This is a genomic window from Ornithinimicrobium cryptoxanthini (assembly GCF_023923205.1).
GTDB classification, from domain to species: Bacteria; Actinomycetota; Actinomycetes; order Actinomycetales; family Dermatophilaceae; genus Ornithinicoccus; species Ornithinicoccus cryptoxanthini.
On record NZ_CP099490.1, the window covers coordinates 2,885,734 to 2,909,814 of the forward strand.

Consider the following 24,081-nt stretch of genomic DNA (forward strand, 5'->3'; position numbering starts at 1 on the left):
CGGGCGCTCACTCCTCGTCCAGGATGCGGGGGACGCTGAACCGCTGCTGCGCGGCCTCGGGGGCGCCGGACAGCGCCTGCTCCGCGGTCAGGCTCGGGCGCACCTCGTCGGCGCGGGTCACGTTGGTCAGCGGCAGGGGGTGGCTCATCGGCGGCACGTCCTGCGCGGCGACCTCATTGATCTGACCGACCCAGCCGACGATCTGGTCGAGCTGACCGGCCAGCCGGTCGAGCTCCTCATCGGTGAGCTGGATCCGGGCCAGCATGGCGACGTGCGCGACATCGTCGCGGGACAAAGCGGACATGGGGTCAGTCTAGGTTCCCAATCCGCGCCTTCCGAACGCGCTGCCCCGCTGAACCTAGGCCTCCTGTCCGAACCTGAGCACGCTTGTCTGCCCTGTGGGAGCGCTATAACTATCGCACCGCCGTATTATCCGTGCCCAGGTGGGGACGTCGCGGCAGGATGCGGCCCAGGTAGTCAGCCACTCAGCCGCTCGCGGAGCAGCGTGGCCAGGACGACGGCCTGGTTGTGCTCCTCGTCCTTGGCCCCGAACAGCAGCACCACCCGCTGGTAGCCGCGCACCTCGTGGAGCAGCTCGTCTAACGCGTCCGACCCGTCCAGCTCCTGGCGATAGCGCTGGGCGAACTCGTCAAACTTTTCGGGGTCGTGCCCGAACCACGTGCGCAGCTCCGTGGACGGGCCGACCTCCTTGAGCCAGGTGACGTCCAGGTCGCCCTTGGCGATCCCGCGCGGCCAGACCCGATCGACCAGGATCGAGTGCCAGCCACCCGGTGCACCGGCATACACCCGTTGTGTCTTGATCTCGGTCATGCCAGTGTCTCCAGCCTCTCCCGAACGGTGCTGGCGGAAGGGTTGGTGTGGGCTGTGCCGTCGATGACCACCGTGGGCACCGTCTCGTTGCCGTCGTTGACGCTGCGCACGAACGCCGCGGCGTCGTCGTCCTGCCAGATGTTCACCCAGAGAGCCTTGGCACCCAGGTCGCCGAGCGACGCCTTGAGCCTCATGCAGTAGCCGCAGCCCGGACGCCAGTAGACGACCACCGAGCGATCTTCCTCAGACATGCCGCTGACCTCCTCGTGTCGCAGACTCCTGCCACCTTGCCACGGACTGACCCACCACGAGACGTGCGCGCCCGGGCTGCGGGCGAATCAGCCGTCAGAGGGAGATCCCGCACACATCCTGCGACCGAGACGAAGGCAGGTGTATGTCGAGGCGTCCGGCACCTACCCGCTGGGTAGCAGTCGTGCATAGACGACGGTGTTGTCCTGGTAGTGGCCGACCCCTGCGTCCCAGGCTCCGGCGCAGGTGATCAGCCGAAGCTCCGCGCCCTCGGTGTCACCGTAGACGGCCGCGGTGGGGAAGGCGTCCTTGGGGTACTGCTCGGTCAGGTAGACCTCGAAAACGGCTGGAGAGCCGTCGGTGCCGTCGACGACGACCTGGTCGCCGACGCGCAGCTCGGCCAGCCTGAAGAAGACCGATGGCACCCCGCCGCGCCCGTTGACGTGCCCCAGGAGCACCGCGGGACCGTCCTGGCCCGGACGCGGTGAACCGTCGAACCAGGCAGCCTGGTCATAAAGCGGTCCGCGTGCGGGGACCTCGAGAGTGCCGTCGGCATTCAGGCCGAGGGGATTTACTAGGGACTTCACATCGATGGTGGGAATGGACAGCGTGGTGGGGCGTGCGACCTCGCCGTTGACCCCGTCGGGCGACGAGGTGCCCAGGGGTGCGGTCGGCGCAGCCGCCTTGGCCCCGGCTGGAGGGGCTGAGGCCGACGCGAGGACTTCGACCGCGGAACGGCCCAACGACGGCGCGGGTAGAGCCGGGGTAGCACCGTCAGCAACAAAGGCAGCCCGCTGCGCAGAAGGCTCGGACAGCGGCGTGCCCAGCGCCAGGTCCGGAGTCTGAACGCCATCGTCGAGTGCGACCGCCAGCGAGCTGAGCCCCAGCGCCAGCAGAAGCCCGCAGGCCGCACGCACCACGAGGTGCCTGCGGCCTGCGGTCATCCGGTGACGACCCTCGGTCAGCCGGTGACGGCCTTCGTCTGTCGGAGGACGCACGTCAGCCAGAGTTCGACGTCTTGCGTGGACGGGTCATGACCAGCCCGCCGAGGCCGAGCACCGAAGCGAGGAGGCCGGCCGTCAGGAGCAAGCCGTTCGCTCCTTCGCTCGGGCTTCCGCCAGTCTGTACCCCGCCACTCGGCAAGGGACTGATCTGCCCGTTCTGAGGACTTGTCGGCTCGGTCGGGGTCGGACCAGGCTCAGTCGGAGCAGGCTCGGTCGGGGTCGGACCAGGCTCAGTCGGAGCAGGCTCGGTCGGGGTCGGACCAGGCTCAGTCGGAGCAGGCTCGGTCGGGGTCGGACCAGGCTCAGTCGGAGCAGGCTCGGTCGGGGTCGGACCAGGCTCAGTCGGAGCAGGCTCGGTCGGAGTCGGACCAGGCTCAGTCGGAGCAGGCTCGGTCGGAGTCGGACCAGGCTCAGTCGGAGTCGGAGCAGGCTCGGTCGGAGTCGGACCAGGCTCAGTCGGAGCAGGCTCGGTCGGAGTCGGACCAGGCTCAGTCGGAGCAGGCTCGGTCGGAGTCGGACCAGGCTCAGTCGGAGCAGGCTCGGTCGGAGTCGGACCAGGCTCAGTCGGAGCAGGCTCAGTCGGAGCAGGCTCAGTCGGAGTCGGAGCAGGCTCGGTCGGGGTCGGAGCGTCGTCGCAGGCTGGCACGTTGATGGTGTTCGTGTCCAAGGTGACTGCGGCACTGCGGGCCAGGAGTCGTCCCTGGACCGTTGCCCCGGTATTGGCGGTAATCGACGTCATCGCCATGACGGTGCCGGCGAAGGCAGTTCCAGTGCCAATGGTGGCCGAACTGCCCACCTGCCAATAAACGTCACAGGCGTCTGCACCGTTGATAAAGATGATGGAACTGCTCGAGCCGGTGATGAGCGTTGAGGATGCCTGGAAGATGAAAACGGGATCCGGCTCGTTTGCTCCGTCCAAGGTCAATTGACCGTTAAGCGCTAAAGTGGCGCCGGTGTAGACCCCGGGCACGAGCGTCTGTCCAGCGAGGTCTGCGGTGACAGTGACGTCCGTCGCGCGCCCTGCGGCATCGTTGTAAGCCGTGGCGAGATCGTTCTTGGCGACGTTCGCGACGGCGTCGGCCGCGTGAACCTCTCCGTTGATCTGACCCGGAGGGAAGCCGGTGATCGCGGTGCCGGGACTCACTCCGAGGTCTCCGTTGATCACGGAAGGACCGGTGTTGGTCACGGTGGAGCCGGCCAGCACGGCGTAACTGGTGGCGGTCCCAAGGCCCACTCGGTCCACGGCCTCGGCTGGGCCGATCATTGCGACCGTGAGCACGAGGGTCAGTCCTAGGCCGAGAACTGCGGCGAAGAGTTTACGAGTGAGGTAGAAGGGTCGAGGAGGTAGGGCGGAATGAGCTGACATAGATGATCCCCAAATTGGGCACAGCGAACGGCTGTGACTGGAATGAGATCAAGATAAAGGAAGCCCACCCAAAATCAGACTAACCTCTGAGGAACGTTAAGTCAAACGGGGCTAGTGATTCGCGTCTTAAATTCGTGTGATAAGTCGTAGAATGCACTATGGCGCGATCAGGACGCTCGAAGCCCGCCCTTGTGCTGAACGAGCAGGAGCGTGATCAGCTCCAGCGGTGGGCCAGGAGCCGGAAGTCCTCGCGGGCGCTGGCGTTACGTTCCCGCATCGTGCTCGGGTGCGCTGCGGGAGCAGATAACAAGAGCGTGGCCGCGGAACTGGGCTGCTCGGCAGCCACGGTCGGCAAGTGGCGGTCCCGGTTCGTGAAGTCACGCCTGGACGGCCTCAGCGATGAGGAGAGGCCCGGCCGTCCGCCGAGAATCACCGCCGAGCAGGTCGAGGAGGCGGTGGCGGCTACTTTGGAGTCCACGCCAGCCAACGCGACGCACTGGTCACGGGCGAAGATGGCCGAACGGACCGGGCTGTCCAAGTCCTCGATCGGGCGGATCTGGAAGGCCTTCGAACTCAAGCCGCACCGCACGGACGGGTTCAAGTTGTCCAACGACCCGCTGTTCGTGGAGAAGGTGTACGACATCGTCGGTCTCTACCTGCACCCGCCGGAGAACGCGGTCGTGCTCAGCGTCGATAAGAAGAGCCAGTTGCAGGCCCTGGCCACGTCCCAGCCAGCGTCCCCGATGATGCCCGGGATGTCTGAGAGACGCACCCACGACCACGTCCGGCAGGGCACCACCAGCCTGTTCGCCGCGCTGAACGTGGCCGACGACACCGTGATCGCCTCCACCCACCGCCGCCATCGGACGAGCGATTTCAAGAAGTTCCTGGCCAAGATCGAGGACCAGGTCCCTGCCCACCTGGATGTGCACGTGGTCTGCGACAGCCACGGCACCCACAAGCACCCGAGCATCAAGAAGTGGTTGGAGTCCCACCCACGGTTCACGACGCACGTCACCCCGACCTACTCCTCCTGGGTCAACCAGGTCGAGCGACTTTTCGCCCAAGTCACCCGCGAACTGCTGCAACGCTCAGATTTCCGGTCCGTCCAAGCACTGGAGAAGGATCTCCGCGGCTGGGGACGCACCTGGAACGAGAACCCCAAGCCGTTCGTCTGGACCAAGACCGCAGACGAGATCCTCGCCTCACTCGGCAGGCTCCCTCCACGAACTACCGGCGCGGGACACTAGCCTGGCTGGATGGCTCAGCCACCGACCCTCCTGACCGTCGGGCACGGCACGCTCGACCAGCACAAGCTCGGTGACCTGCTGGTCGGCGCCGAGGTGCAGCGGCTCGTCGACGTCCGTCGGTTCCCCGGCAGCCGCCACAACCCCGACTCCCGCCGGGAGGCACTGGAGCAGTGGCTACCCGGACGCGGCATCGACTATCACTGGGAGGAGCGTCTCGGTGGGCGACGCCGGCTGGACCCTGAGCAGGAGGCGGCCAGCCCTGACCGGTGGTGGCGGGTCGCGCAGTTCCGGGCCTATGCCGCCGGCACCCGCACACCCGAGTTTGCCGACGCGATGAGCGACCTGCTGACGACTGCTGCTGAGCGGCGCACGGTGATCATGTGCAGCGAGGCGGTGTGGTGGCGCTGTCACCGGCGGATCGTCGCCGACGTGGCCACGCTGCAGCACGGCGTCAGCGTGCAGCACCTGATGCACGACGGACGACTCACGGACCACCCGGTGAGCGAGGGCGCGCAACTGACCCAGGAGGCCACAGTCGTTTGGGACGGGTGAGGGCGCCGGCGACTCACGAATCGGTATGGCGAGTGGCAGGCAGGCGGATCGTCACGGTCGACCGGTGCAGCGGCAAGATCCGCACGCCTAACGCAGTGACGCGCAGTGCCGATCCGCCGCGCTCACGCGTGCGGCGTGGTGCCCCCGCGTCGGTCGTGGAGATCCTTGTAGGCGACCGCCAGGGCGACCAGGATGACGCCGGCGATCAGGGCGAAGCCGAGCGCGGTCGCGGTCGACCAGCTGGAGACCTGCAGCGCGGCGAAGACCGCGGCGGTGATGACGGCGATGCCGATCGAGGTGCCCATCCGCTGACCTGTCTGCATGATCGCACCGGAGCTGCCGGCATACCGCAACGGCACCTCAGCGAGGGTGAGGGTCTGGTTCGGGCTGATCACCGTGCCCTGGGCGACCCCGATCAAGGACAGGGTGAGCAGCAGCCACCAGACGCTCAGCCCCACGGCCTCGTGGAGGAAGACCACCGCGGCACTCAGGCCGAGCCCGATCAGCGCGAGATAGAGCCCGCCGATGACGAGTCGTCGTCCGAGCCGCAACACCCGCCTCCCGGCCCAGTTGGCGGCGAGGGCGGACAGCACGGCCGACGGCAGTCCCACCATGCCGGCCTCGAGCGCGGAGCGGCCGGCGCCCTGCTGCATATAGAGCGCGACGAGCACCCAGATGCTGGTCATGCCGAGGAAGTACAGCCCCACGATGAGCGTGCCGTTGCTGAAGCTGCGGGTGCGAAAGATGCTCAGGTCCACCATCGGGCTGCGGCCGCTGGCCTTGTAATAGCGCTCCCAGCGCACCCACACCCAGACCATCAGCACCCCGACCGGGAGCAGCAGCCAGGTCATCGCCGAGGACCGGGCCTCCATGAACGGCCACAGGATCGCCAGGACGGCCACGCCCAGGAGCAGCGCACCTATCGGGTCCAGCGAGCGCACGGTGCGCAGCAGCGAGCCGGCGAGGGCGCTGCGTTGGGTCAACGGCTTCGGGAACCAGAGGAGTGCCAGGACGATGGTGAGGATCCCGATCGGCACGTTCACCAGGAAGGTGAGCCGCCAGCCCAGGTCAGGCCCGCCGACGTCGATGAGCAACCCGCCGAGCACCGGCCCGATCGCCACGGACACACCCACAGTGCTGCCGAAGTAGCCGAACGCGCGGCCGCGCTCAGCACCGCGGAAGTATTGCTGGATCATGCCGACGCCCTGGGGGTTCAGCAGCCCGGAGCCGACCCCCTGGGCGAAGCGGGCGACGATCAGCCAGTCGGCGGTCGGCGCGAAGCTGGCGGCGACCGAGGAGAGGGTGAAGATCAGCACGCCGACCAGGAAGATGCCGCCGCGACCCATCACGTCGCCCGCACGGCCCGCGGCCACGAGCACCACACCAAAGGTCAGCGCATAGCCGGACAGCACCCACTGCAGGTCCGACTCGGTGGCGTCCACACCTTCCTGGATCGCGGGGAGCGCGACATTGACGATGCTCACCGAGATCAATGACATGAAGATCGCCGCGAGCAGCACCAGCAAAATCCGCCAGCGAGCGGGGTCGGGGACATAGTCCACGTGGCCCGGCTCGACGTGCGTGCGCACCGACAACTCCCCTCACCACCAGATGTCAGCGCTGACCTGCGCTGATGAAACTCCTTGAGACCGGAAGGCCCCTCACAGTATGACGAAGCGCACCTGCTCCGCGACGGTCCGGTCAGTCCGGTGAACCGGTCTCCAGCAGCCGCCGGAAGCCAGCCTCGTCCAGGATCGGCACGCCCAGCTCCTCGGCCTTGTCGGCCTTGGAGCCGGCGTTCTCGCCCACGACGACATAGTCGGTCTTCTTGCTCACCGAGCCGGCTGCCTTGCCTCCGCGCGAGACGATCGCCTCCTTGGACTCGTCTCGGCTGAAGCCCTCCAGGGAGCCGGTGACCACCACAGTCAGCCCCTCCAGGTTGCGGATCACCGACTCATCACGCTCGTCGGCCATCCGGACCCCGTCGGCTGCCCACTCCTCCACGATCGCGCGGTGCCAGTCCACCTCAAACCAGTCGACGACCGACTGGGCGATGATCCCGCCGACACCCTCCGTGGCCGCCAGCTGCTCGACCCCCGCCTCGCGGATGGCGTCCATCGAGCCGAACTCGGTCGCCAGGGCGCGCGCCGCGGTCGGCCCGACGTGCCGGATCGACAGCGACACCAGCACCCGCCACAACGGCTGGCTCTTGGCCTGCTCCAGGTTGGCCACCAGCTTCGTGCCGTTCGCCGAGAGCACCCGCCCGTCCACCACCGACTCAGGCGGGTCCGTCTTCTTGGCGGCGCGGGTGTAGAGCGGCACGCGCGCGATGTCCTCGGCAGTCAGGCGGAACAGGGTCGACTCGTTGTTGATCACGCCGGCGTCCAGCAGGGCGTTGACTCCCTCCCCACCGAGCGCCTCGATGTCGAAGGCGCCGCGCCCGGCCAGACTGAACAACCGCTCGCGCAGCTGGGCCGGGCAGCTCTGCGCATTGGGGCAGCGGATGTCCTTGTCGCCCTCCTTCTGCTCGGCCAGCGTGGTGCCGCACGAGGGGCAGTTCGTCGGCATCACGAACGCCACCTCGCTCCCGTCGCGCAGCTCAGCGACCGGACCGACGATCTCCGGGATCACGTCGCCGGCCTTCCTCAGCACCACCGTGTCACCGATCAGCACGCCCTTGCGCTCCACCTCATAGCCGTTGTGCAACGTCGCCTGCTCGACGGTCGACCCGGCCACCTTCACCGGCTCCATCACGCCGTATGGCGTCACGCGCCCCGTGCGCCCCACGTTGACCCTGATGTCGAGCAGCTTGGTGGTGACCTCCTCGGGCGGATACTTGTAGGCGATCGCCCACCGCGGCGCGCGCGAGGTTGAGCCGAGCCGGCGCTGCACGCTGACCTCGTCGACCTTGACGACGATCCCGTCAAGCTCGTGCTCGGCAGCGTCGTGGCGGTGATCGCCGTAGTAGGTGATGAACTCCTCCACGTCGGCGAGGTCGTCCACGACCTTGGCCCGGGCAGACACCGGGAAGCCCCAGGCGCCGAGCAGCTCGTAGGCCTGCGACTGCCGTGTCATCTCGAACCCGGTGCGCGCGCCGATGCCGTGCACCAGCATCCGCAGACCGCGCGAGGCGGTCACCCGAGGGTCCTTCTGCCGCAACGACCCTGCCGCGGTGTTGCGCGGGTTGGCAAACGGCGCCTTGCCCGCCTCGACCAGGGAGGCGTTGAGCTCCTCGAAGGCCGTGACCGGGAAGTAGACCTCGCCGCGCACCTCCAGCAGGTCCGGGATCGGCACCGCAGCACCCTCTTGGTCCTCCGGCGCGACCAGCGTGTGCGGGATCCCCTGGATCGTGCGCACGTTGAGGGTGACGTCCTCACCGGTGCGGCCATCGCCGCGGGTCGCCGCGCGCACCAGGCGCCCCTTCTCATAGAGCAGGTTGACCGCGAGACCGTCGATCTTGAGCTCGCACAGGTAGTGCACGTCGACGCCCCCGGCCTCGCGCTCGACGCGGTCCGCCCAGGCCGACACCTCCTCGATGGAGAAGGCGTTGTCCAGACTGAGCATCCGCTCGACGTGATCGACCGCCGCAAACTCCGTCGAGAAGGACCCGCCGACCAGCTGGGTCGGTGACTCCGGCACCCGCAGCTCGGGCCACTCCTCCTCGATCGCCTCCAGACGCCTGAGCAGCACGTCGAACTCACCGTCGCTGATCGTCGGGGCATCCTTGACGTAGTAGGCGAACTGGTGCTCCCTGATCTGCTCGGCCAGCTCGGTCCACTCGTGCCGGACGTCCTCCGGTGCTGTCTCGCTCACTCCCCCATCTTGTCGCACGCCGCCGACATCGCCGTCCGCCGGGCACCGCGGCCCACGGCTTCGGCGCGACGACCCGCAGACTGGGTCCTACCGTCGTGTGATGGTCACCAAGGACGAGTCCGAGCGCGGTTCTACCGAGCAGCTCGCGGAGGCCGCTTCGTCGGTCGCCCAGGGCGCTGCCAAGGTCGCGAAGGGGGTCGCAGACACCGTCCGCGACGCGGTCGGCGGCATCACGATCCCCGGCGCACCGGGCAGCGAACCACCCACCGTGCAGGAACCGACCGAGCCGCGCGAGCCCCTGCCCCCCAAGCCGGACCAGCGCGCCCCGCGGCCGGGTTCGGCCACCGGGAAGGACCTTCCCTCGGCACCCGATGACATCCGTTCACAGGCCGATGCCCACCTGACCACGGCGCAGGGCATGCGGCTCGCGGAGACCGACCACTCGCTGACGGCCGGCCCCCGCGGTCCGGTGCTGCTGCAGGACCACCACCTGCGCGAGAAGCTCATGCACTTCGACCACGAGCGCATCCCCGAGCGCGTGGTCCACGCCCGCGGCACCGGCGCGCACGGCCGCTTCCGCTCCTACGGCACCGCCGGCAACATCACCCGGGCGGCGTTCCTCAACGGCGAGACCGAGACGCCGGTCTTCGTGCGCTTCTCCACCGTCGTCGGCTTCCGGGGCTCCGCCGACACTGTGCGGGACACCCGCGGCTTCGCGGTGAAGTTCTACACCTCCGAGGGCAACTTCGACCTCGTCAGCAACAACATCCCGGTGTTCTTCATCCAGGACGCCATCAAGTTCCCCGACGTCGTGCACGCGGTCAAGCCCGAACCGGCCCGGGAGATCCCGCAGGCGCAGAGCGCCCACGACACGTTCTGGGACTTCGTGTCCCTGCACACCGAGGCTCAGCACCACACCATGTGGAACATGTCCGGGCGCGGCATCCCCTACTCCTTCCGCACCCTGGAGGGCTTCGGGGTCCACACCTTCCGGATGGTCGCCGCCGACGGGAGCACCACCCTGGTGAAGTTCTTCTGGAAGCCCGTGCTCGGCGCGCACTCCCTCGTGTGGGAGGAGGCACAGCTGATCAACGGGGTCGACCCCGACTTCCACCGCAGGGACTTGTATGACGCGATCGAGGCCGGGGCCCACCCCGAGTGGGAGCTGGGGGTCCAGACCTTCCCCGACACCGAGGACCAGACCTTCGAGGGCATCGACCTGCTCGACCCGACCAAGCTCGTCCCCGAGGAGCTGGCTCCGGTGCAGCGGATCGGCAGGCTCACCCTGGACGCCGCGCCGACCAACTTCTTCGCCGAGGTCGAGCAGGTCGCCTTCCACCCTGGCCACCTGGTGCCCGGCATCGACGTCACCAACGACCCGCTGCTGCAGGGGCGGCTGTTCTCCTACCTGGACACGCAGCTGACCCGCCTGGGCGGGCCGAACTTCCCGCAGATCCCGGTCAACCGCCCGCACGTGCCGGTCAACGACATGTTCCGCGACGGGTTCCACCAGCACGCCGTCCACACCGGCAACGCTCCCTACAAGCCCAACACCGTCGACGGCGGGTGCCCGTTCACGGTCGGTGCCGGGGGCGGCGGGTATGTCGAGGTGCCCGAGCGCGTCGACGGCGCCAAGGAGCGCCGCGCCCCTGCCTCCTTCGCAGACCACTTCACCCAGCCGCGACTGTTCTGGATGAGCATGTCCCCGGTCGAGCAGCAGCAGATCGTGGACGCCTACACCTTTGAGCTGGGCAAGTGCTACGAGCAGGTCATCAAGGAGCGGCAGCTGGTCTGCCTGGCCAACATCGACCCGGTGCTGTGCCAGAAGGTCGCCCAGGGACTGGGCCTGCCCGTCCCGGAGCCGACCATCCCCCCAGTCGAGGTGCAGCCCAGCCCGGCGCTGTCCCAGATCGGCGGGACCTGGCCGGTCGACGGCCGCCGGATAGGCATCATCGCGGACGAGGCCTCCGACTTGGAGGGCGTGCGCGAGCTGCGTCAGGCCGTCCACGCGGCCGGCATGACTCCGCTGGTCATCGCACCGCACGGCGGCATGCTGGGGCAGGAGTCCGGCGACCCGTTCCCCGTGCAGCGCTCGTTCGTCACCGCACGCTCGGTCGAGTTCGACGCCGTGCTGGTGGCCGGCGCCCCGGCACCGGCACCACCGACCACGCCGGCGTCCGACGCCAAGGCCTCGGGCGGTGACGCGCTCACCGAGGCGACCGAGGCGGTGGTGGACCCGCGAGTCACCCTGCTCCTCACCGAGATGTTCCGGCACGCCAAGGCCATCGGTGCCTGGGGAGACGGCGCATCGACGCTCGTCCAGGCGGGCGTGGAGGGCTCAGGCGTGGTCGTGGCGGACTCCGCGACAGCGGCCCTCAGCCAGGTGCAGGAGCTGCTGGGGGCCCACCGGGTGTGGGACCGCTTCCCGCCCGCCGACGCTATGCAGGGCGGTCGCCCTTAACGCGAGCGCTCAGCGTAGATCCCAGGTGCGCGATCGGCGCCGTCGTGCAACCGTGGGACACCTGAGAGCGTCTGGGGAGTGAGGGCACACACCGTTAGGGACGCGTCCCACGCGACGGGGGCCAGGGACCCCGCACGAGGAGGAACTATGCGCACGCAGCACACAGCCCGGGGACGGCTCCGCGGAGCGGGACGGATCACAAGGGGAGCCCTGCCGGTGGCCGCACTCGTCCTGCTGGCCGCCTGCGGGAGCGAAAGCGAGCCCGATGTCGGGGCGCCGCCCGCTTCGACGCAGCCGACGGACTCCGAGCCGACCACCGACACCGCCGAGAAGACCGACAAGGTCGCCACCAACGACGACGACCAGGTCACGGCGACCCCACAGCCAACCACCGTGGAGCCCACCACCGAGTCCTCCCCGGAACCCACCACGGAGTCCTCCGCTGAGCCGCCGGAGGAGGGTGCCGGGGAGCCCGCCAGCCAGGGGCTCGCGGTCGCGCAGAGCTATGCCGAGCTGCTCATCGACGGTGCGATGGACGAGGCCTACGCCATGCTGAGCCCCGAGTCCATGGCCTACTTCCCCGACGTGTCGGTCTTCGAGGAGAACGGCGTCGCCGGGCTGGCCGAGGACCTCGGCGGTGCCTCCGGTGAGCCACAGTGGGCGATCCGCTCGGCCTACGAGGAGACCCACGACTCGGCACAGGTGGTGAGTGTGTGGGGCGAGGGTGGCGACGGTGAGCCGTTCGCGCACTCATGGGCGGTGCGCAAGCTCGACGGGATGAGCTGGGTGATCGACCAGGACATCACCTCGTCCGCGGGTGAGCCCCGCTTGAACTGGCTCAACCCAGGCATCCAGGAGGGCGTCGAGTGGTGGGTGGTCAACCCGGACTCCCCGATCAGCTTCGCGCTGCTCAAGTCGTCCGGCCCCAACGTCGCCGTGACCGCGAGCATCGACGACGGCGACGAGGTCTCACAGCAGCTGACCGAGCGCCCGACCGGAGGCGCGGTGATGTTTGACCTGTCCGACAGCGCCCTGTCCGACGGGCTGCATGTGGTGACCGCGAGCTGGGTCGCCGAGGACGAGCCGTTCGTGCACACGAGCGCCACCCCGGCCGCCAACCCCGCGTCCTGATTGGCGGGACGCCAGCACCTCGTGGTCAGCGGTGGCGCCCGGCCGTCGCGGCTGGCCTGCCCTGTCGGCGTGGGGTCCAACCGATCAGGACCGAGGCGACCAGCACCACCACACCCCCCAGGAGCACGACCGGTCCGAGTCGCTCGCCGAGCACCAGCACGCCGAGCAGGACCGACACCACGGTGATCGGATAGGTCACGCTGGTCGCCACCGTCGGTCCGGCTGCGCGCACGACGTCGAACTGCAGCCACTGCGCCAGACCCGTCCCGACGACGCCGAGGGCGATCACGGACACCAACGGCACGAGCCAGTCCGTGCCGTGCAGCGACCACGGGGTGGCGATGTCGTCACCCGTGCCGAGCCACCACCACAGCACCAGCACGACCGGCATCTGGGCCGTGGCCACCAGGACCTGCGCCGTGGGCATCGACAACCCGCCCGGGTCCACCCCGCGCAGGAACCGCCGGACATAGGTCCAACCCACGCCATAGCTCGCCGACGCGGTCAGCACCATCGCGAAGCCGAGCGGGTCGGGGCCGCGCTCGACCGACCAGGGCTGGAAGATCAGCAGCACGCCGAGGAAGCCGACGGCGACACCCAGCATCCGCCGCCGCCCCACCGGCTCCGCGCGCAGCAGGACCATCGAGCACAGGACCGTCGCGACCGGCGTGACCGCGTTGGACAGACCGGCGATCGAGGAGTCGACCCGCTGCTCCCCCACCGCAAACAGGGTCCAGGGGATGGTGCACAGCAGCGTGCCGGTGACCAGCAGGTGCCCCCACGTCCCCAGTCCACGGGGCAGCCGCCCCCTCGTCAGCCGCAGCAGGAGCAACAGCACGGCGACCCCGCAGAACACCCGCAGGGTCGCCACCTGCACGCCGGACATGGCTTCGACGCCGACCTTCATCAGCAGATAGCTGGAGCCCCAGATCAGGGCGATCGCGGCATACTTGCCCTGCCACGGCACGCTCACCCCGCTGCTGCCTCGGCCAGGGCCTGTGCTGCATCCACGCTGGCCCGGGTGATGCCGCGAGCCGACTCCGGACTGGCGCCGGCCAGCCCGCAGGCGGGGGTGATACCGACGTCGGCGAGCGTGGCGGGGTTCAGCCCCAGCTCGCTCCAGCGGGTGGTGAGCGCGTCCCGCGCCTGCTCGTATGCCGTGGGCCGGGTGGTCCCCAGCGCGCCGGCCCAGAAGTTGGTTCCTGCCTCGACAGCGGTCGCGACCGCATCCCAGGAGGCGGTGCTCAGCGTGGCGCAGTCGAGGGAGATGGCGTCGGGTCCCGCGCCGCGCAGCAGGTCCACGGGCGGTGCGTCACCGCAGCAGTGGATCGCCGTGGCGGCCCCGGCGCCGCGCGCAGCGTCGATGACGGTCCCGAGGACGTGCTCGGCCTGGCTCAGGTCCGGGGTCGGGAGCACGCGGAAGCCGGAGTCGGACCTGATGTGACCTAGCAGGACGCTGGGCAGCGTGGGTTCGTCGAGCTGCAAGGTCAGCTGCGCACCCGGCACGAGGCGGGCGACATCGGCGAGGTGGGTGCGCACGCCCTCCGCCAGCGACTCCGCGAGGTCGCGGGTGGCTCCGGCGTCGGAGAGCACGCGGTCCCCCAGCGGCAGCCAGAGCGCGGCGGCCAGCGTCCACGGCCCCGCGAGCTGCAGCTTCAGCGGCCCGGTCCACCCGTCATACGCCTCGGCCAGCTCGTCCAGGTCCTGCCGCCACCAGGAGGAGGTCCGCTCGGCGTCACGTCCTGGCCGGTCGACGAGGCGCCATCCCTGGGGCTGCAGGTCGACGGGCAGGTCGACGAGCACTGCGGTGGTCCGACCGATCAGGTCCGTGCCGGGGCCACGGGCCGGGAGCTCGGGGAGATAGGGCATCGTCGTCACCCCCTCGGGAGCCTCGGCCAGCAGGTCGCGCACCACGCGCAGAGCTTCCCGGATGTCAGTCCCGGGCCACGAGCCGATCCCTGTTGCGAGCACCATGGGGACAGTGTGCACCACCCAATTTTCCGAGTGGTTTTGCATGCCCTCCACGTATTTTGAGGGAGGTTTTGTCGGCCCGCCCCGGGAATGCCGCCGCCACCCGGTGCGTTCCGTCGAGCCCGACCCGAGGAGCCCCCGTGCCAGTCCCGTCCCTGCCATCACTGACCGCCCAGCACGCTCACCTGACCAGCCTCGGCCTGGAGGTCCCCCCACTGCCCAACGGCCTCACCGGAGAGCTGCTGGTGCTGCACCCCCGGCATACGCCAGCGGCAGTGCTGGCCACGTTGCTCCGCCTCGGTGACAACCCAGGGTTCGTGGTGGAGGACCTGACCGACCTGGCCGAGTTCGGCCCGGCGCCGGGCGTGGAGGTGCCCGACGCGGACCTCTATGCCGTGCACGCACCGGAGCGCGGCGATGAGTTCGCCAACCTCAGCCCCGACGAGGTCGACCCACAGCTGCGCGCCCGCGGGCGGGACCTGATGACGGTGAGCGAGGGGCTGGCCTGGGCGCTGCAGGTCCCTGAGGTCATCGAGCGCAACACGTGCTTCATGACGACCGGGTCACGCAAGGCGGGCTCCCGCCCGGGTCGCCTTGATGCCCGCGTCCCCGCCCTGTGGATCAGCAACGGCACCGGTCGCGACGGCCGCTCCCGCAAGGGAGCGCCCAAGGTCGGCTGGTGCTGGGCGGGCAACCGGCACACCTGGCTCGGGATCGCCTCGGTGGGCGGCCGCACGGCATCGCCGACGGTCTCCGACCGGACCTGACTGCCGCGTCCACCTGACTGCCGCAGTCGCGGACTGTGTCACCAGGCTCCCCGCGTGCCTACTCCCCCGGTCGCACGATCCCCGACTCGTAGGCCGCCACAACAACCTGGACCCGGTCCCGGAGGCCGAGCTTGGCCAGCACCCGGGCCACGTGGGTCTTGACCGTCTGGACGCTGACGAAGAGCTCCGCGGCGATCTCGGAGTTGGAGCGTCCCCGCGCCACCAGCACCATCACCTCCTGCTCCCGCTCGGTCAGCTGGCCATAGCCGGGCGGCGGACCGGCCTGGCCGGCCCGCGTGAAGTCCTCGATCAGTCGCCTCGTGATCGAGGGCGCCAACAGCTCGTCGCCGCGGGCTGCGGCGCGCACCCCGGCGACGATCTGGTCCCTGGGTTGGTCCTTGAGCAGGAAGCCGCTGGCGCCGGCCACGAGTGCGTCATACACCAGCTGTGAGCGGTCGAAGGAGGTCAGGATCAGCACCCGGGTCCCGGGCAGGGTGCCCACGATCCGTCGGGTAGCGGTGATCCCGTCCATCTCGGGCATCTGGATGTCCATCAGCACGACGTCCGGTGTGAGTGCATGAGCGGCATCGACTGCCCGTATGCCGTCGCTCGCCTCCCCGACCACCTCCAGGTCGGCCTCGGCAGCGAGGATCATCCGCAGCCCGGTGCGGACCAGTTCCTGGTCGTCGACCAGCAGCACGGTCGTCATGGGGCCAGCGCCGCACCGGACAGTCCCCGCGCCACCGAGCCTGCTCTGGGTGCGCGAGCGGGTGAGGGGATCGTGGCGGCGATCCGGAACCCACCCGTCGCGACGGGACCGAACTCCAGCTCCCCACCGCGTTCGCGGACCAGACCGGCGAGGCCGGCCAGACCGGCCCCCGCACCAAGACCGGACCAGGCGGCGTCTCCGTCCGCAGCGTCGTGAGTTGGCCCGTGGGCGGTCCCTGGCCCGCTGTCGACCACCTCGACACGCACGCCGTTCGCAGCCGGACTGACCACGGCGTGGACGCGCGCACCGGGAGCGTGACGGCCAGCATTGACCAGGGCCTCTCGCAGGACCCGGTGCGCCAGCGCCGTGTCAACGTTGTCGAGCTCCGCCGGATCCGGGGTGACGAGGTGCAGCGTGAGACCCAGTCGGTGCGCCAGCAGCCGCAGCGCCGGCGTCTTGAGGCCGTCGCCAGGCTCCAGGGTGTGCAGACCACGGCGCAGCTCGGTCATCCCGCTGCGCGCGGCGTCAGCGATGGTGGCCAGGGCGTCCGGGGCCATGGCAGTGCAGTTGTGCTGGGCCGCACCAGCATTGAGGCAGACCACGCTCAGGGTGTGCGCCACCGAGTCGTGCAGGTCGCGCGCGATCAGCTGCCGCTGCCGCGCCACCGCCACCCGCACGTCGGTGTCGCGGAGCCGTTCCAGCTGGAGCACCACCTGCCGCATCTGCTCCGCACGCGAGGACCAGGAGGCGGCCGTCATGCCCGCACCCACCGCGAGCGCGGACCAGATCATGGTCGGCACAAGGCCTTCCGGGGCACTGGCTTCCGGCGGGCTGGCGATGGCGAGGACCACGAGCCCGAGCCACATCACCGCGACGCCCACCGCACGCCACCACCCGTGCGCCCAGGAGCCCACGGCATACGCCGCCACCAGGAGCAGCGCGATCGGCGCCACCATCGCGGGGAGCGGGGTCAGCACAGTGCTGGATGCCGTGCCGACAGCGAACATCCCGGCGAGCGCGACCACAGGGGACTGCCGACGCACCAGCAGGGGGCTGGCCACCGCGAGGGCGAGCAGGACGTTGGCCCACGCCGGGCCGCGGGAGGCGCTGCTGACCACGGACTCGACGGAGATTGCCACGCCCAGGCCGACGACCAGCAGGACGTCGGTCCGGTCCGGCGCAGGCTCGGCCTGGCGGGTCCGGCGGAGCGGATCGGTGCGGCCGGCCTCGTCGGCAACCGCGCGAGCAGCGCCGTCGTCGACAGCGCCGCCGTCCTCGGCGACCGGCGACGCAGGTTCCTCACGCAGCACGCCGAGAGCCTCCCGCAGGTCGTCCAGGCCGGCACGCGCGGTCTCCTCGATCTGCGCGAGGACGTCACGGACCGACACGTTCTCCTGGTCCCGAGCCCCCTCGGCGCGCAGGGCGATCGCGCCCATCCGCTCGGCGAGTCCGTGGTGCACCGCGAGCTCGATGCGGTGCTGCTCGTAGAGGCGGACCACGGCGATCTCGTCCCGACGCTGCTCGACGAGCTGCTCGGACAGGGCAGCGAGCTCGCGCACCTGGCGGATGCGCCCCACCAGAGCCGCACCCAGCAGCGCGGGCGCACCGACGAGGATCAGGAAGAAGGCGAAGTCGTCGACGACCGCGAACTCGTCCCCGAAGTGGCGCTGGTTGGCCCACGTGAGGGCGGTCGCGACGGTCAGCACGCCCGTCGCCGCGATCGCGTGATGGGTCCAGGCACCGAGCAGGCAGCCGGCAACGACGGCGGCCAGCAGCACCAGCAGGCTGTCTACGACTCCCCCCGAACCCACCGCTCCGTCAAGGACGGCCGCCACGGTGACCGCGCCCGCCAGCCCCACGGAGGACCACCTCCGCAGCGGGGTCGGGCGTGCGTCTCGGGCCACCTTCTGAGATTAGAGCCAGACAGATCATCCGGCATCCCTCCGCAGAGTGACGCCCCGACACCTGCTGCGGAGTCAGCCTTGACCCATGACTACCTCACGCATAGCCCTCATTGCCGCCGCGACGAGTCTCGTCGCCTGGATCGCCAAGGCCACGGCCGTCGCCGCCGCCGGAGGACCGGGTCGCACCTCGTGGGAGGACACACTCTTCTTTGTCGGTCTTGCCACCCAGCTGATCGCCTTCGTCGCTGTCGTGCTGTCTCTCACCGGATCTCGACCGGTCGTGGTGCGCCTTGGCGCGCTCCTCGGCGGGGCCGTCCTCGTCTTCGGTCTCGTCACCGTCCTCCAGCTCGTCATCGAGCGGGTGCAGCCCGCGGACGCCTCGTGGGTCTGGGGCGAGATCAACCTCTGGGTCGTCGCATCCCTCCTCCTGGGTCTGGCGGTCCTGGCACACCAACGAGCCACCTCGCACACCGTCCCGGCAGCACCTCTCCATCACCAGCCGGCCTGACGCGTCATGGGTGAGAGTGTTGCTCCTGCGGAGAACGCGTCATGCTGGGGCGATGGATCTCCGCCCTGCCCAGGACCCCGCGCCGACCTCGCCTCGGTCGCCCACGCCACCACCGGAGCTCCGGCGGCTGTTCAACAAGGCGGGCCAGCTGGTCTCGATGCCGGTCAAGCCCCAGCTGCGACTCGACCTGCTGACCTGGATCGGGAGCACGCTGCCGGCCGACCGCGAGCTGACCGAGACCGAGATCAACGCGCACCTGCGGGCCATCGACGACGACGTCGCGATGCTGCGCAGATACCTCGTCGACCACGGGCTCGTGGAGCGTCCGGTCCCCGGCACCTACCGGGTGAGCACCGACCCGGTCCACCGCAACTGAGCCAGCAACCTCACTGGGCCAGCAACCTGACTGCGCCGGCCCTCCGAGAGCCAAGCCCCGGCATACTCACCGTCGCCGGCTCGTGCCGGTGGAGGAGATGGTCGCCGACCCGACCACGCGAGTGCCGTCATACAGCACCACCGACTGGCCGGGCGCGACACCGCGGATCCGACGCTCCAGCCGCACCTGCACCTGATCGCCGTGCGCCCACGCCGTCGCCGGCACCTCCTCGCCGTGCGCGCGCACCTGGGCACCGACCGACACGACGCCCTCGGGCGCGGGGCCGCACCAGCGCGCGTGGTCACCGGTGATCTCGTCGACCCCGAGCAGCTCGGCGGTCCCGACGACCACGGTGTTGCTGGCTGGCCGGGTCTCGACAACATAACGCGGAGCACCGTCAGCGGCCGGCGCCCTCAGACCGAGGCCCTTGCGCTGACCGACGGTGAAGCCATAAGAGCCCCGGTGCTCTCCCAGCACGGTCCCGTCGGTGCCGACAATCTCGCCGGGCTGCTCCCCCAGCCGCTTCTCGAGCCAGCCACGGGTGTCGCCGTCGGCGATGAAGCAGATGTCGTGGCTGTCCGGCTTCTTGGCGATCGAGAAGCCGCGGGCCGCCGCCTCGGCGCGGATGTCCGGCTTGGTCGTGTCGCCCAGCGGGAAGAAGGACCGGGCCAGCTGGTCGGCGTCGAGCACGCCCAGCACATAGGACTGGTCCTTGGCCATGTCGACGGCGCGGTGCAGCTCACGGCGGGTGCCCTCGCCCTCGGGCACCTCGACGATCTGCGCGTAGTGGCCGGTGGCGACGGCGTCGAAACCCAGGGCCAGGGCCTTGTCCAGCAGTGCGGCGAACTTGATCTTCTCGTTGCAGCGCAGGCAGGGGTTGGGGGTGCGGCCGGCGGCATACTCCGCGATGAAGTCCTCGACCACGTCTTCGCGGAAGCGCTGCGCCATGTCCCAGACATAGAAGGGGATGCCAAGCCGGTCGGCGACGCGTCGGGCATCACCGGCGTCCTCGATGGTGCAGCAGCCGCGGGCACTCTCGCGCAGGGTCGCGGCGGACTGGGACAGGGCCAGGTGGACGCCGACCACCTCATGGCCCGCGTCGAGCATGCGGGCGGCGGCAACCGCGGAGTCGACCCCACCGCTCATGGCGGCAACGACCCTCATGAGCTCTTCCGGGTCGCACCCCGCGCCCGGCGCGCGCGGTCGATGGCGCCCGGCAGGGCTTCGAGGAGGGCGTCGACGTCGGCGTCGCTGGAGGTGCGGCCCAGGGTCAGTCGCAGGGAGCCGCGTGCCTCCGGCTCGTCCACGCCCATCGCCATCAGCACGTGGCTGGGCTGGGGCACGCCCGCCTGGCAGGCGGAGCCGGTCGAGCACTGCACGCCCGCGGCGTCCAGGAGATAGAGGAGGGAGTCGCCGTCACAGTCCGGCACGCGCAGGTGCGCATTGGCCGGCAGGCGGCGGATGCCATCACCTGGCTCCCACGGTCCGCTCACCTGGATGGTCGGGTCGAGGTCGAGTGCCCCCTGGATGATGCGGTCGCGCAGGTGGATCATCGTCTTGGCGTGGATCTCCTGCTCAGCGACTGCCCTGCGCACGGCGACCGCGAGGCCGGCGATCGCGGGGGTGTCGAGGGTGCCGCTGCGCAGCTGGCGCTCCTGCCCACCACCGTGGGTCAGTGGCACCGGGTTCTGGTCGCGACCGGCGATGAGGAGGCCGACGCCCATCGGGCCGCCGATCTTGTGGCCGGTGACCGTGACCAGGTCGGCGTCGACCTCGCCGAGGGGCAGCGCCACCTGGCCGAGCGCCTGGACCGCGTCGCTGTGGAAGGTCACGCCGTGCTCGCGGGCCAGGGCAGCCAGCTCGGCGATCGGCTGCACCGTGCCGACCTCGTTGTTGGCCCACATCACGCTGACCAACGCGGTGTCGGACGCGTGCTCCTGCAGGGCGGCCTCGAGCGTCTCGGGGCGGACCACGCCGGTGGCGTCTGGCTCCAGATAGGTGACCTGGGCCCCGTGCTCGGTGACGAGGTGTTCCACCGGGTCGAGCACGGCGTGGTGCTCGATGCCGCTGACGATCAGCCGGGTGCGCCCCGTGCCGGTCTCGTGGTGGTGGAACCAGGTGCCCTTGACAGACATGTTGTCGGACTCAGTGCCACCAGAGGTAAAGATCACCTCGGACGGGCGCACCCCCAGGTCGGCCGCGATCGACTCCCGCGACTCCTCGACGACGCGCCGTGCGGTGCGCCCGGCCCCGTGGAGCGAGCTGGCGTTGCCGAGCCGGCCCATCTGCTCCACCACCGCGTCGATGACCTCGGGCAGGGTCGAGGTCGTCGCGGCATGGTCGAGGTAGACGGGGGAATCAGGCACCAGACCATCATCCCACCGGGCCCATAACCCACCAATTCTTGGGTTAGGTCGGATCGGTCTCGGAATCGGCTCCAGCGTGCAGGTGCACGCCCTAGCCGACGACACGCCGACGCAGACCGGCCCCAGCGTTCAGGTGAACGCTGGGGTCGGTCTGGATCGGGTGGTGCGTGCTGGATCGGGTGGTGCGTGCTGGATCGGCGGCGCTGGGTCAGGCCTTGCGGGCCTGGACGTCCGCGGTCGCCTGCGGCAGGACGTTGAACAGGTCGCCGACCACGCCGAAGTCCACGAGCTCGAAGATCGGGGCCTCGGGGTCCTTGTTGACCGCGATGATCGTCTTGGAGGTCTGCATGCCGGCGCGGTGCTGGATCGCACCGGAGATGCCGGCCGCGACATACAGCTGCGGGGAGACCGAGGCACCGGTCTGGCCGACCTGGCTGGAGTGGGGATACCAGCCGGCGTCCACCGCCGCACGCGAGGCGCCGACAGCCGCCCCGAGCGAGTCGGCGAACTGCTCGACCGGCCCGAAGTCACCGGCGGTGCCACGACCACCAGAGACGACGATCGCGGCCTCGGTCAGCTGCGGGCGGCCGGACTGTGCCTTCTCCTTGCGCTCCACGATCTTGGCGGCGGTGGCCTGGTCGGACAGCGCCACGGTGACGGTCTCGTCAGTGGCGGCAGCCGGGGCCTCCTGCACCGGGATCGAGTTGGGCTTGACGGTCACGATCGGGGAACCCTTGGTCACCGAGCTGGTCACCGTGTAGTTGCCGGCAAACACCGACTGCACCGTGCGCACGCCACCGCCGTCACCGGGCTGGACGTCGACGGCGTCGACGATGAGGCCCGACTCGGTCTTGATAGCCAGGCGACCGGCGATCTCCTTGCCCTCGGACGAGGACGGCAGGAGCACCGCGGCCGGGCTGGCCTGCGCCACCAGCTGGGCCAGCACCTCTGCGGTCGGGGCCACCAGGTGATCGGTGACGGCCTGGTCGTCGATGCGATAGACCTTCGCCGCGCCATACTTCGCCAGGGTCTCCTGGGCCGCCTCGAAACCGGCACCTACGAAGACGGCCGACGGCTCACCCAGGCGGGCGGCAGCGGTCAGCATCTCAGCGGTGGTCTTGCGGACATCTCCGTCGACGTGGTCGACCAGAACGAGCACTTCAGCCATGATCTTCTCCTTCTTCCGGTCGGGTCAGACGAACTTGCGGGAGGCCAGGAACTCAGCCAGGGCCTTGCCGCCCTCGCCCTCGTCGGTGACGACCTCGCCCTTGCTGCGCGGCGGGCGCGCCTCGACCGAGTCGACGGTGCTCCACGCGGCGGCCAGACCCACCTGGGCCGGGTCGATGCCCAGGTCAGCCAGACCCCAGGTCTCCACCGGCTTCTTCTTCGCCGCCATGATCCCCTTGAAGGAGGGGTAGCGCGGCTCGTTGATCTGGTCGGTCACCGACACCACGGCCGGCAGCGTCGCCTCGACGGTCTCACTCGCGGTGTCACCATCGCGGCGGATGCGGGCGGTGCCACCTTCGACAGTCAGCTCGGAGGCGAACGTCACCTGCGGCAGACCCAGCCGCTCGGCCAGCATCGCCGGCACCACGCTCATCGACCCGTCGGTGGAGGCCAGACCCGTGATCACCAGGTCCACCGGCGTCTCGCCACCCAGCTTCTTGATCGCCTCGGCCAGCACCAGGGAGCTCGCCACGGCGTCGGAGCCGGCGATCGCGTCGTCCAGCACGTGGACACCCTTGTCGGCACCCATCTGCAGGGACTTCTTGATCGCAGCCACTGCGTCGTCCGGACCCATGGTCACGACCGTGACCTCGCCGCCGTCACCGGCCTCGTTCAACGCCAGGGCCGCCTCAACGGCATACTCATCAAGCTCGGAGAGCAGACCATCGACCGCGTCGCGGTCGGTGGTGTGATCCGGCTCGAAGGAGCGCTCGGACTGGGCATCCGGCACATACTTCACACAGACGACGATGTTCACGCTTGATCCTCATCGTTGGGGGCGGGTTCCTCCTGCCATCTTCGCACCTCGCCGCGGTGGCGTGGCAACCGCCCAGCAGGTGAGATTGCTGACACCGGTCACACCATCGTGCGGAAGACGGCGTCCATCCCGATCATGATCAGGGCCAGGATGGGGAACAGGAAGGCGGTGAACCAGCCCAGTGCCGTCGGGCTGTCAGTCCCGCCGGCTCGTGGGTCCCGCACCGGGTCGTCCTCGGAGAGGTCTCTCCACGGCAGGACCACGGACAGCGCCAGCAGGACCAGACCGGCCACGAAGGGGCCGACCCAGCCCAGCTCCAGCACGGGATCGCGCAACAGGGCCTGCGGGATGATCAGCACGATGAGCAGCGCGAAGGCTGCTGCCGACGACGTCGCCGGGTGCCGCACGAACCAGCGCAGCACTGGAGTCGGCCACCAGAACACGGCTGCGGCGAGTGTTGCGACGATGACCGCGGCCACGAGGTCACCCGCCGTGACGGTGAAAGCGGCCCCCTCGATCCAGGCGTCGACGGCGCGGGGCACCAGGAGCAGGGCGAGCAGTCCGCAGGCGATCCCTGCCACGGTCCGCGCAGCCAGGCGGGTCGGCTCACCTGTGTCACCGACCAACGACCGGGAGTATGCCGCGGGGTCACCGAAGGCCTCCTCGGCACTCTCCCCCGACTCACCACAGTGGGCGTCCACCGTGGCTAGCGCGTCCCCGATCTGGGCTCCGGTGCGCTCAGCCAGGCGCTGCTCGGCGATGAACCGGTCCCGCCAACCCTGGTCGACGTGCGGGGTGGGGGTCTTGCTCTCGACGTTCATGATCGTGTCTCCTTGCGG

At 69.8% G+C, this 24,081-nt stretch carries 23 protein-coding genes; 7 read left to right on the forward strand and 16 right to left on the reverse strand.

What is annotated here, in order from left to right; translation table 11 throughout:
• Positions 1-7: 7 nt before the first annotated feature.
• The 5 genes from gatC to NF557_RS13325 form a co-directional block, all read right to left on the reverse strand.
• Positions 8-304 carry an Asp-tRNA(Asn)/Glu-tRNA(Gln) amidotransferase subunit GatC gene (gene gatC, locus NF557_RS13305; RefSeq protein WP_252620007.1) on the reverse strand — a complete coding sequence of 99 codons (297 nt, stop codon included), beginning with the start codon at positions 302-304 and terminating at the stop codon, positions 8-10.
• 173 nt (positions 305-477) lie between these two features.
• Positions 478-831, reverse strand: a complete 354-nt coding sequence (locus NF557_RS13310) for a DUF488 domain-containing protein (protein WP_252620008.1) — start codon at positions 829-831, stop codon at positions 478-480.
• A complete protein-coding gene (locus NF557_RS13315) occupies positions 828-1,082 on the reverse strand; it encodes a mycoredoxin (RefSeq protein WP_252620009.1) in 255 nt (84 codons plus the stop codon). Before NF557_RS13315 ends, NF557_RS13310 begins: the two co-directional genes overlap by 4 nt.
• A 162-nt stretch (positions 1,083-1,244) precedes the next feature.
• Positions 1,245-2,078 (reverse strand): class F sortase, encoded by an 834-nt coding sequence (locus NF557_RS13320; protein ID WP_252620010.1) that lies wholly within the window; start codon positions 2,076-2,078, stop codon positions 1,245-1,247.
• Between the two features lies 1 nt (position 2,079).
• On the reverse strand, positions 2,080-3,450 hold the full coding sequence (locus NF557_RS13325; protein WP_342454487.1) for an ice-binding family protein: 1,371 nt from the start codon (positions 3,448-3,450) through the stop codon (positions 2,080-2,082).
• A 158-nt stretch (positions 3,451-3,608) separates the two neighbouring features.
• Between NF557_RS13325 and NF557_RS13330 the strand changes: the two genes are divergently transcribed.
• Together NF557_RS13330 and NF557_RS13335 are read left to right on the forward strand one after the other, a co-directional pair.
• The gene (locus NF557_RS13330; RefSeq protein ID WP_252620011.1) at positions 3,609-4,700 is read left to right on the forward strand and encodes an IS630 family transposase; all 1,092 of its coding nucleotides are present in this window, start codon (positions 3,609-3,611) and stop codon (positions 4,698-4,700) included.
• Positions 4,701-4,709: 9 nt separating this feature from the next.
• Complete coding sequence (locus NF557_RS13335; protein WP_252620012.1) at positions 4,710-5,252, forward strand: DUF488 domain-containing protein; 543 nt, start codon at positions 4,710-4,712, stop codon at positions 5,250-5,252.
• A 122-nt stretch (positions 5,253-5,374) separates the two neighbouring features.
• Here the strand turns inward: NF557_RS13335 and NF557_RS13340 are convergent, their stop codons facing one another.
• Positions 5,375-6,841, reverse strand: coding sequence for an MFS transporter (locus NF557_RS13340; protein ID WP_252620013.1), 1,467 nt, complete (start codon positions 6,839-6,841; stop codon positions 5,375-5,377).
• A 112-nt stretch (positions 6,842-6,953) separates the two neighbouring features.
• Complete coding sequence (ligA, locus tag NF557_RS13345; protein WP_252620014.1) at positions 6,954-9,065, reverse strand: NAD-dependent DNA ligase LigA; 2,112 nt, start codon at positions 9,063-9,065, stop codon at positions 6,954-6,956.
• A gap of 100 nt (positions 9,066-9,165) precedes the next feature.
• Here ligA and NF557_RS13350 point away from each other — a divergent pair, with 100 nt between their 5' ends.
• Entirely contained in the window at positions 9,166-11,526 is a 2,361-nt protein-coding gene (locus NF557_RS13350) for a catalase (protein WP_252620015.1), read from the forward strand.
• A 147-nt stretch (positions 11,527-11,673) separates the two neighbouring features.
• Positions 11,674-12,657, forward strand: coding sequence for a hypothetical protein (locus NF557_RS13355; protein ID WP_252620016.1), 984 nt, complete (start codon positions 11,674-11,676; stop codon positions 12,655-12,657).
• A 25-nt stretch (positions 12,658-12,682) separates the two neighbouring features.
• Here NF557_RS13355 and NF557_RS13360 read toward each other — a convergent pair whose 3' ends face one another.
• On the reverse strand, positions 12,683-13,630 hold the full coding sequence (locus NF557_RS13360) for a DMT family transporter (protein ID WP_252620017.1): 948 nt from the start codon (positions 13,628-13,630) through the stop codon (positions 12,683-12,685).
• Positions 13,627-14,631 (reverse strand): uroporphyrinogen decarboxylase/cobalamine-independent methonine synthase family protein, encoded by a 1,005-nt coding sequence (locus NF557_RS13365; protein WP_252620018.1) that lies wholly within the window; start codon positions 14,629-14,631, stop codon positions 13,627-13,629. Before NF557_RS13365 ends, NF557_RS13360 begins: the two co-directional genes overlap by 4 nt.
• Before the next feature lie 137 nt (positions 14,632-14,768).
• On the opposite strand from NF557_RS13365, the gene NF557_RS13370 reads away from it, so the two are divergent.
• Positions 14,769-15,395 (forward strand): DUF5701 family protein, encoded by a 627-nt coding sequence (locus NF557_RS13370; protein WP_252620019.1) that lies wholly within the window; start codon positions 14,769-14,771, stop codon positions 15,393-15,395.
• Positions 15,396-15,453: 58 nt separating this feature from the next.
• Here the strand turns inward: NF557_RS13370 and NF557_RS13375 are convergent, their stop codons facing one another.
• Positions 15,454-16,104, reverse strand: a complete 651-nt coding sequence (locus tag NF557_RS13375) for a response regulator (RefSeq protein WP_252620020.1) — start codon at positions 16,102-16,104, stop codon at positions 15,454-15,456.
• On the reverse strand, positions 16,101-18,008 hold the full coding sequence (locus NF557_RS13380; protein WP_252620021.1) for a sensor histidine kinase: 1,908 nt from the start codon (positions 18,006-18,008) through the stop codon (positions 16,101-16,103). The genes NF557_RS13375 and NF557_RS13380 overlap by 4 nt, the downstream gene beginning before the upstream one ends.
• An 85-nt stretch (positions 18,009-18,093) precedes the next feature.
• Between NF557_RS13380 and NF557_RS13385 the strand changes: the two genes are divergently transcribed.
• Both NF557_RS13385 and NF557_RS13390 read left to right on the forward strand, forming a co-directional pair.
• The gene (locus tag NF557_RS13385) at positions 18,094-18,516 is read left to right on the forward strand and encodes a hypothetical protein (RefSeq protein ID WP_252620022.1); all 423 of its coding nucleotides are present in this window, start codon (positions 18,094-18,096) and stop codon (positions 18,514-18,516) included.
• Between the two features lie 52 nt (positions 18,517-18,568).
• On the forward strand, positions 18,569-18,892 hold the full coding sequence (locus NF557_RS13390; RefSeq protein ID WP_252620023.1) for a DUF2087 domain-containing protein: 324 nt from the start codon (positions 18,569-18,571) through the stop codon (positions 18,890-18,892).
• Positions 18,893-18,958: 66 nt separating this feature from the next.
• On the opposite strand, the gene mnmA is transcribed toward NF557_RS13390, so the two are convergent.
• From mnmA to NF557_RS13415, 5 genes are all read right to left on the reverse strand, one after another.
• A complete protein-coding gene (gene mnmA / locus NF557_RS13395; protein ID WP_252620024.1) occupies positions 18,959-20,056 on the reverse strand; it encodes a tRNA 2-thiouridine(34) synthase MnmA in 1,098 nt (365 codons plus the stop codon).
• The gene (locus NF557_RS13400) at positions 20,053-21,258 is read right to left on the reverse strand and encodes a cysteine desulfurase family protein (RefSeq protein WP_370584151.1); all 1,206 of its coding nucleotides are present in this window, start codon (positions 21,256-21,258) and stop codon (positions 20,053-20,055) included. Before NF557_RS13400 ends, mnmA begins: the two co-directional genes overlap by 4 nt.
• A 208-nt stretch (positions 21,259-21,466) precedes the next feature.
• Positions 21,467-22,426, reverse strand: coding sequence for an electron transfer flavoprotein subunit alpha/FixB family protein (locus NF557_RS13405; protein ID WP_252620025.1), 960 nt, complete (start codon positions 22,424-22,426; stop codon positions 21,467-21,469).
• 24 nt (positions 22,427-22,450) lie between these two features.
• Positions 22,451-23,242, reverse strand: a complete 792-nt coding sequence (locus tag NF557_RS13410; RefSeq protein WP_252620026.1) for an electron transfer flavoprotein subunit beta/FixA family protein — start codon at positions 23,240-23,242, stop codon at positions 22,451-22,453.
• Positions 23,243-23,340: 98 nt separating this feature from the next.
• Entirely contained in the window at positions 23,341-24,063 is a 723-nt protein-coding gene (locus tag NF557_RS13415; protein WP_252620027.1) for a hypothetical protein, read from the reverse strand.
• Positions 24,064-24,081 lie beyond the last annotated feature (18 nt).

Excerpts from the sequence above, each read along its gene's own strand:
- gatC (WP_252620007.1), bottom strand. The coding sequence starts at position 304 with ATGTCCGCTTTGTCCCGCGACGATGTCGCGCACGTCGCCATGCTGGCC.
- NF557_RS13310 (WP_252620008.1), bottom strand. The coding sequence starts at position 831 with ATGACCGAGATCAAGACACAACGGGTGTATGCCGGTGCACCGGGTGGC.
- NF557_RS13315 (WP_252620009.1), bottom strand. The coding sequence starts at position 1,082 with ATGTCTGAGGAAGATCGCTCGGTGGTCGTCTACTGGCGTCCGGGCTGC.
- NF557_RS13325 (WP_342454487.1), bottom strand. The coding sequence starts at position 3,450 with ATGTCAGCTCATTCCGCCCTACCTCCTCGACCCTTCTACCTCACTCGT.
- NF557_RS13330 (WP_252620011.1), top strand. The coding sequence starts at position 3,609 with ATGGCGCGATCAGGACGCTCGAAGCCCGCCCTTGTGCTGAACGAGCAG.
- NF557_RS13335 (WP_252620012.1), top strand. The coding sequence starts at position 4,710 with ATGGCTCAGCCACCGACCCTCCTGACCGTCGGGCACGGCACGCTCGAC.
- NF557_RS13350 (WP_252620015.1), top strand. The coding sequence starts at position 9,166 with ATGGTCACCAAGGACGAGTCCGAGCGCGGTTCTACCGAGCAGCTCGCG.
- NF557_RS13355 (WP_252620016.1), top strand. The coding sequence starts at position 11,674 with ATGCGCACGCAGCACACAGCCCGGGGACGGCTCCGCGGAGCGGGACGG.
- NF557_RS13365 (WP_252620018.1), bottom strand. The coding sequence starts at position 14,631 with ATGGTGCTCGCAACAGGGATCGGCTCGTGGCCCGGGACTGACATCCGG.
- NF557_RS13375 (WP_252620020.1), bottom strand. The coding sequence starts at position 16,104 with ATGACGACCGTGCTGCTGGTCGACGACCAGGAACTGGTCCGCACCGGG.
- NF557_RS13385 (WP_252620022.1), top strand. The coding sequence starts at position 18,094 with ATGACTACCTCACGCATAGCCCTCATTGCCGCCGCGACGAGTCTCGTC.
- NF557_RS13390 (WP_252620023.1), top strand. The coding sequence starts at position 18,569 with ATGGATCTCCGCCCTGCCCAGGACCCCGCGCCGACCTCGCCTCGGTCG.
- mnmA (WP_252620024.1), bottom strand. The coding sequence starts at position 20,056 with ATGAGGGTCGTTGCCGCCATGAGCGGTGGGGTCGACTCCGCGGTTGCC.
- NF557_RS13405 (WP_252620025.1), bottom strand. The coding sequence starts at position 22,426 with ATGGCTGAAGTGCTCGTTCTGGTCGACCACGTCGACGGAGATGTCCGC.
- NF557_RS13415 (WP_252620027.1), bottom strand. The coding sequence starts at position 24,063 with ATGAACGTCGAGAGCAAGACCCCCACCCCGCACGTCGACCAGGGTTGG.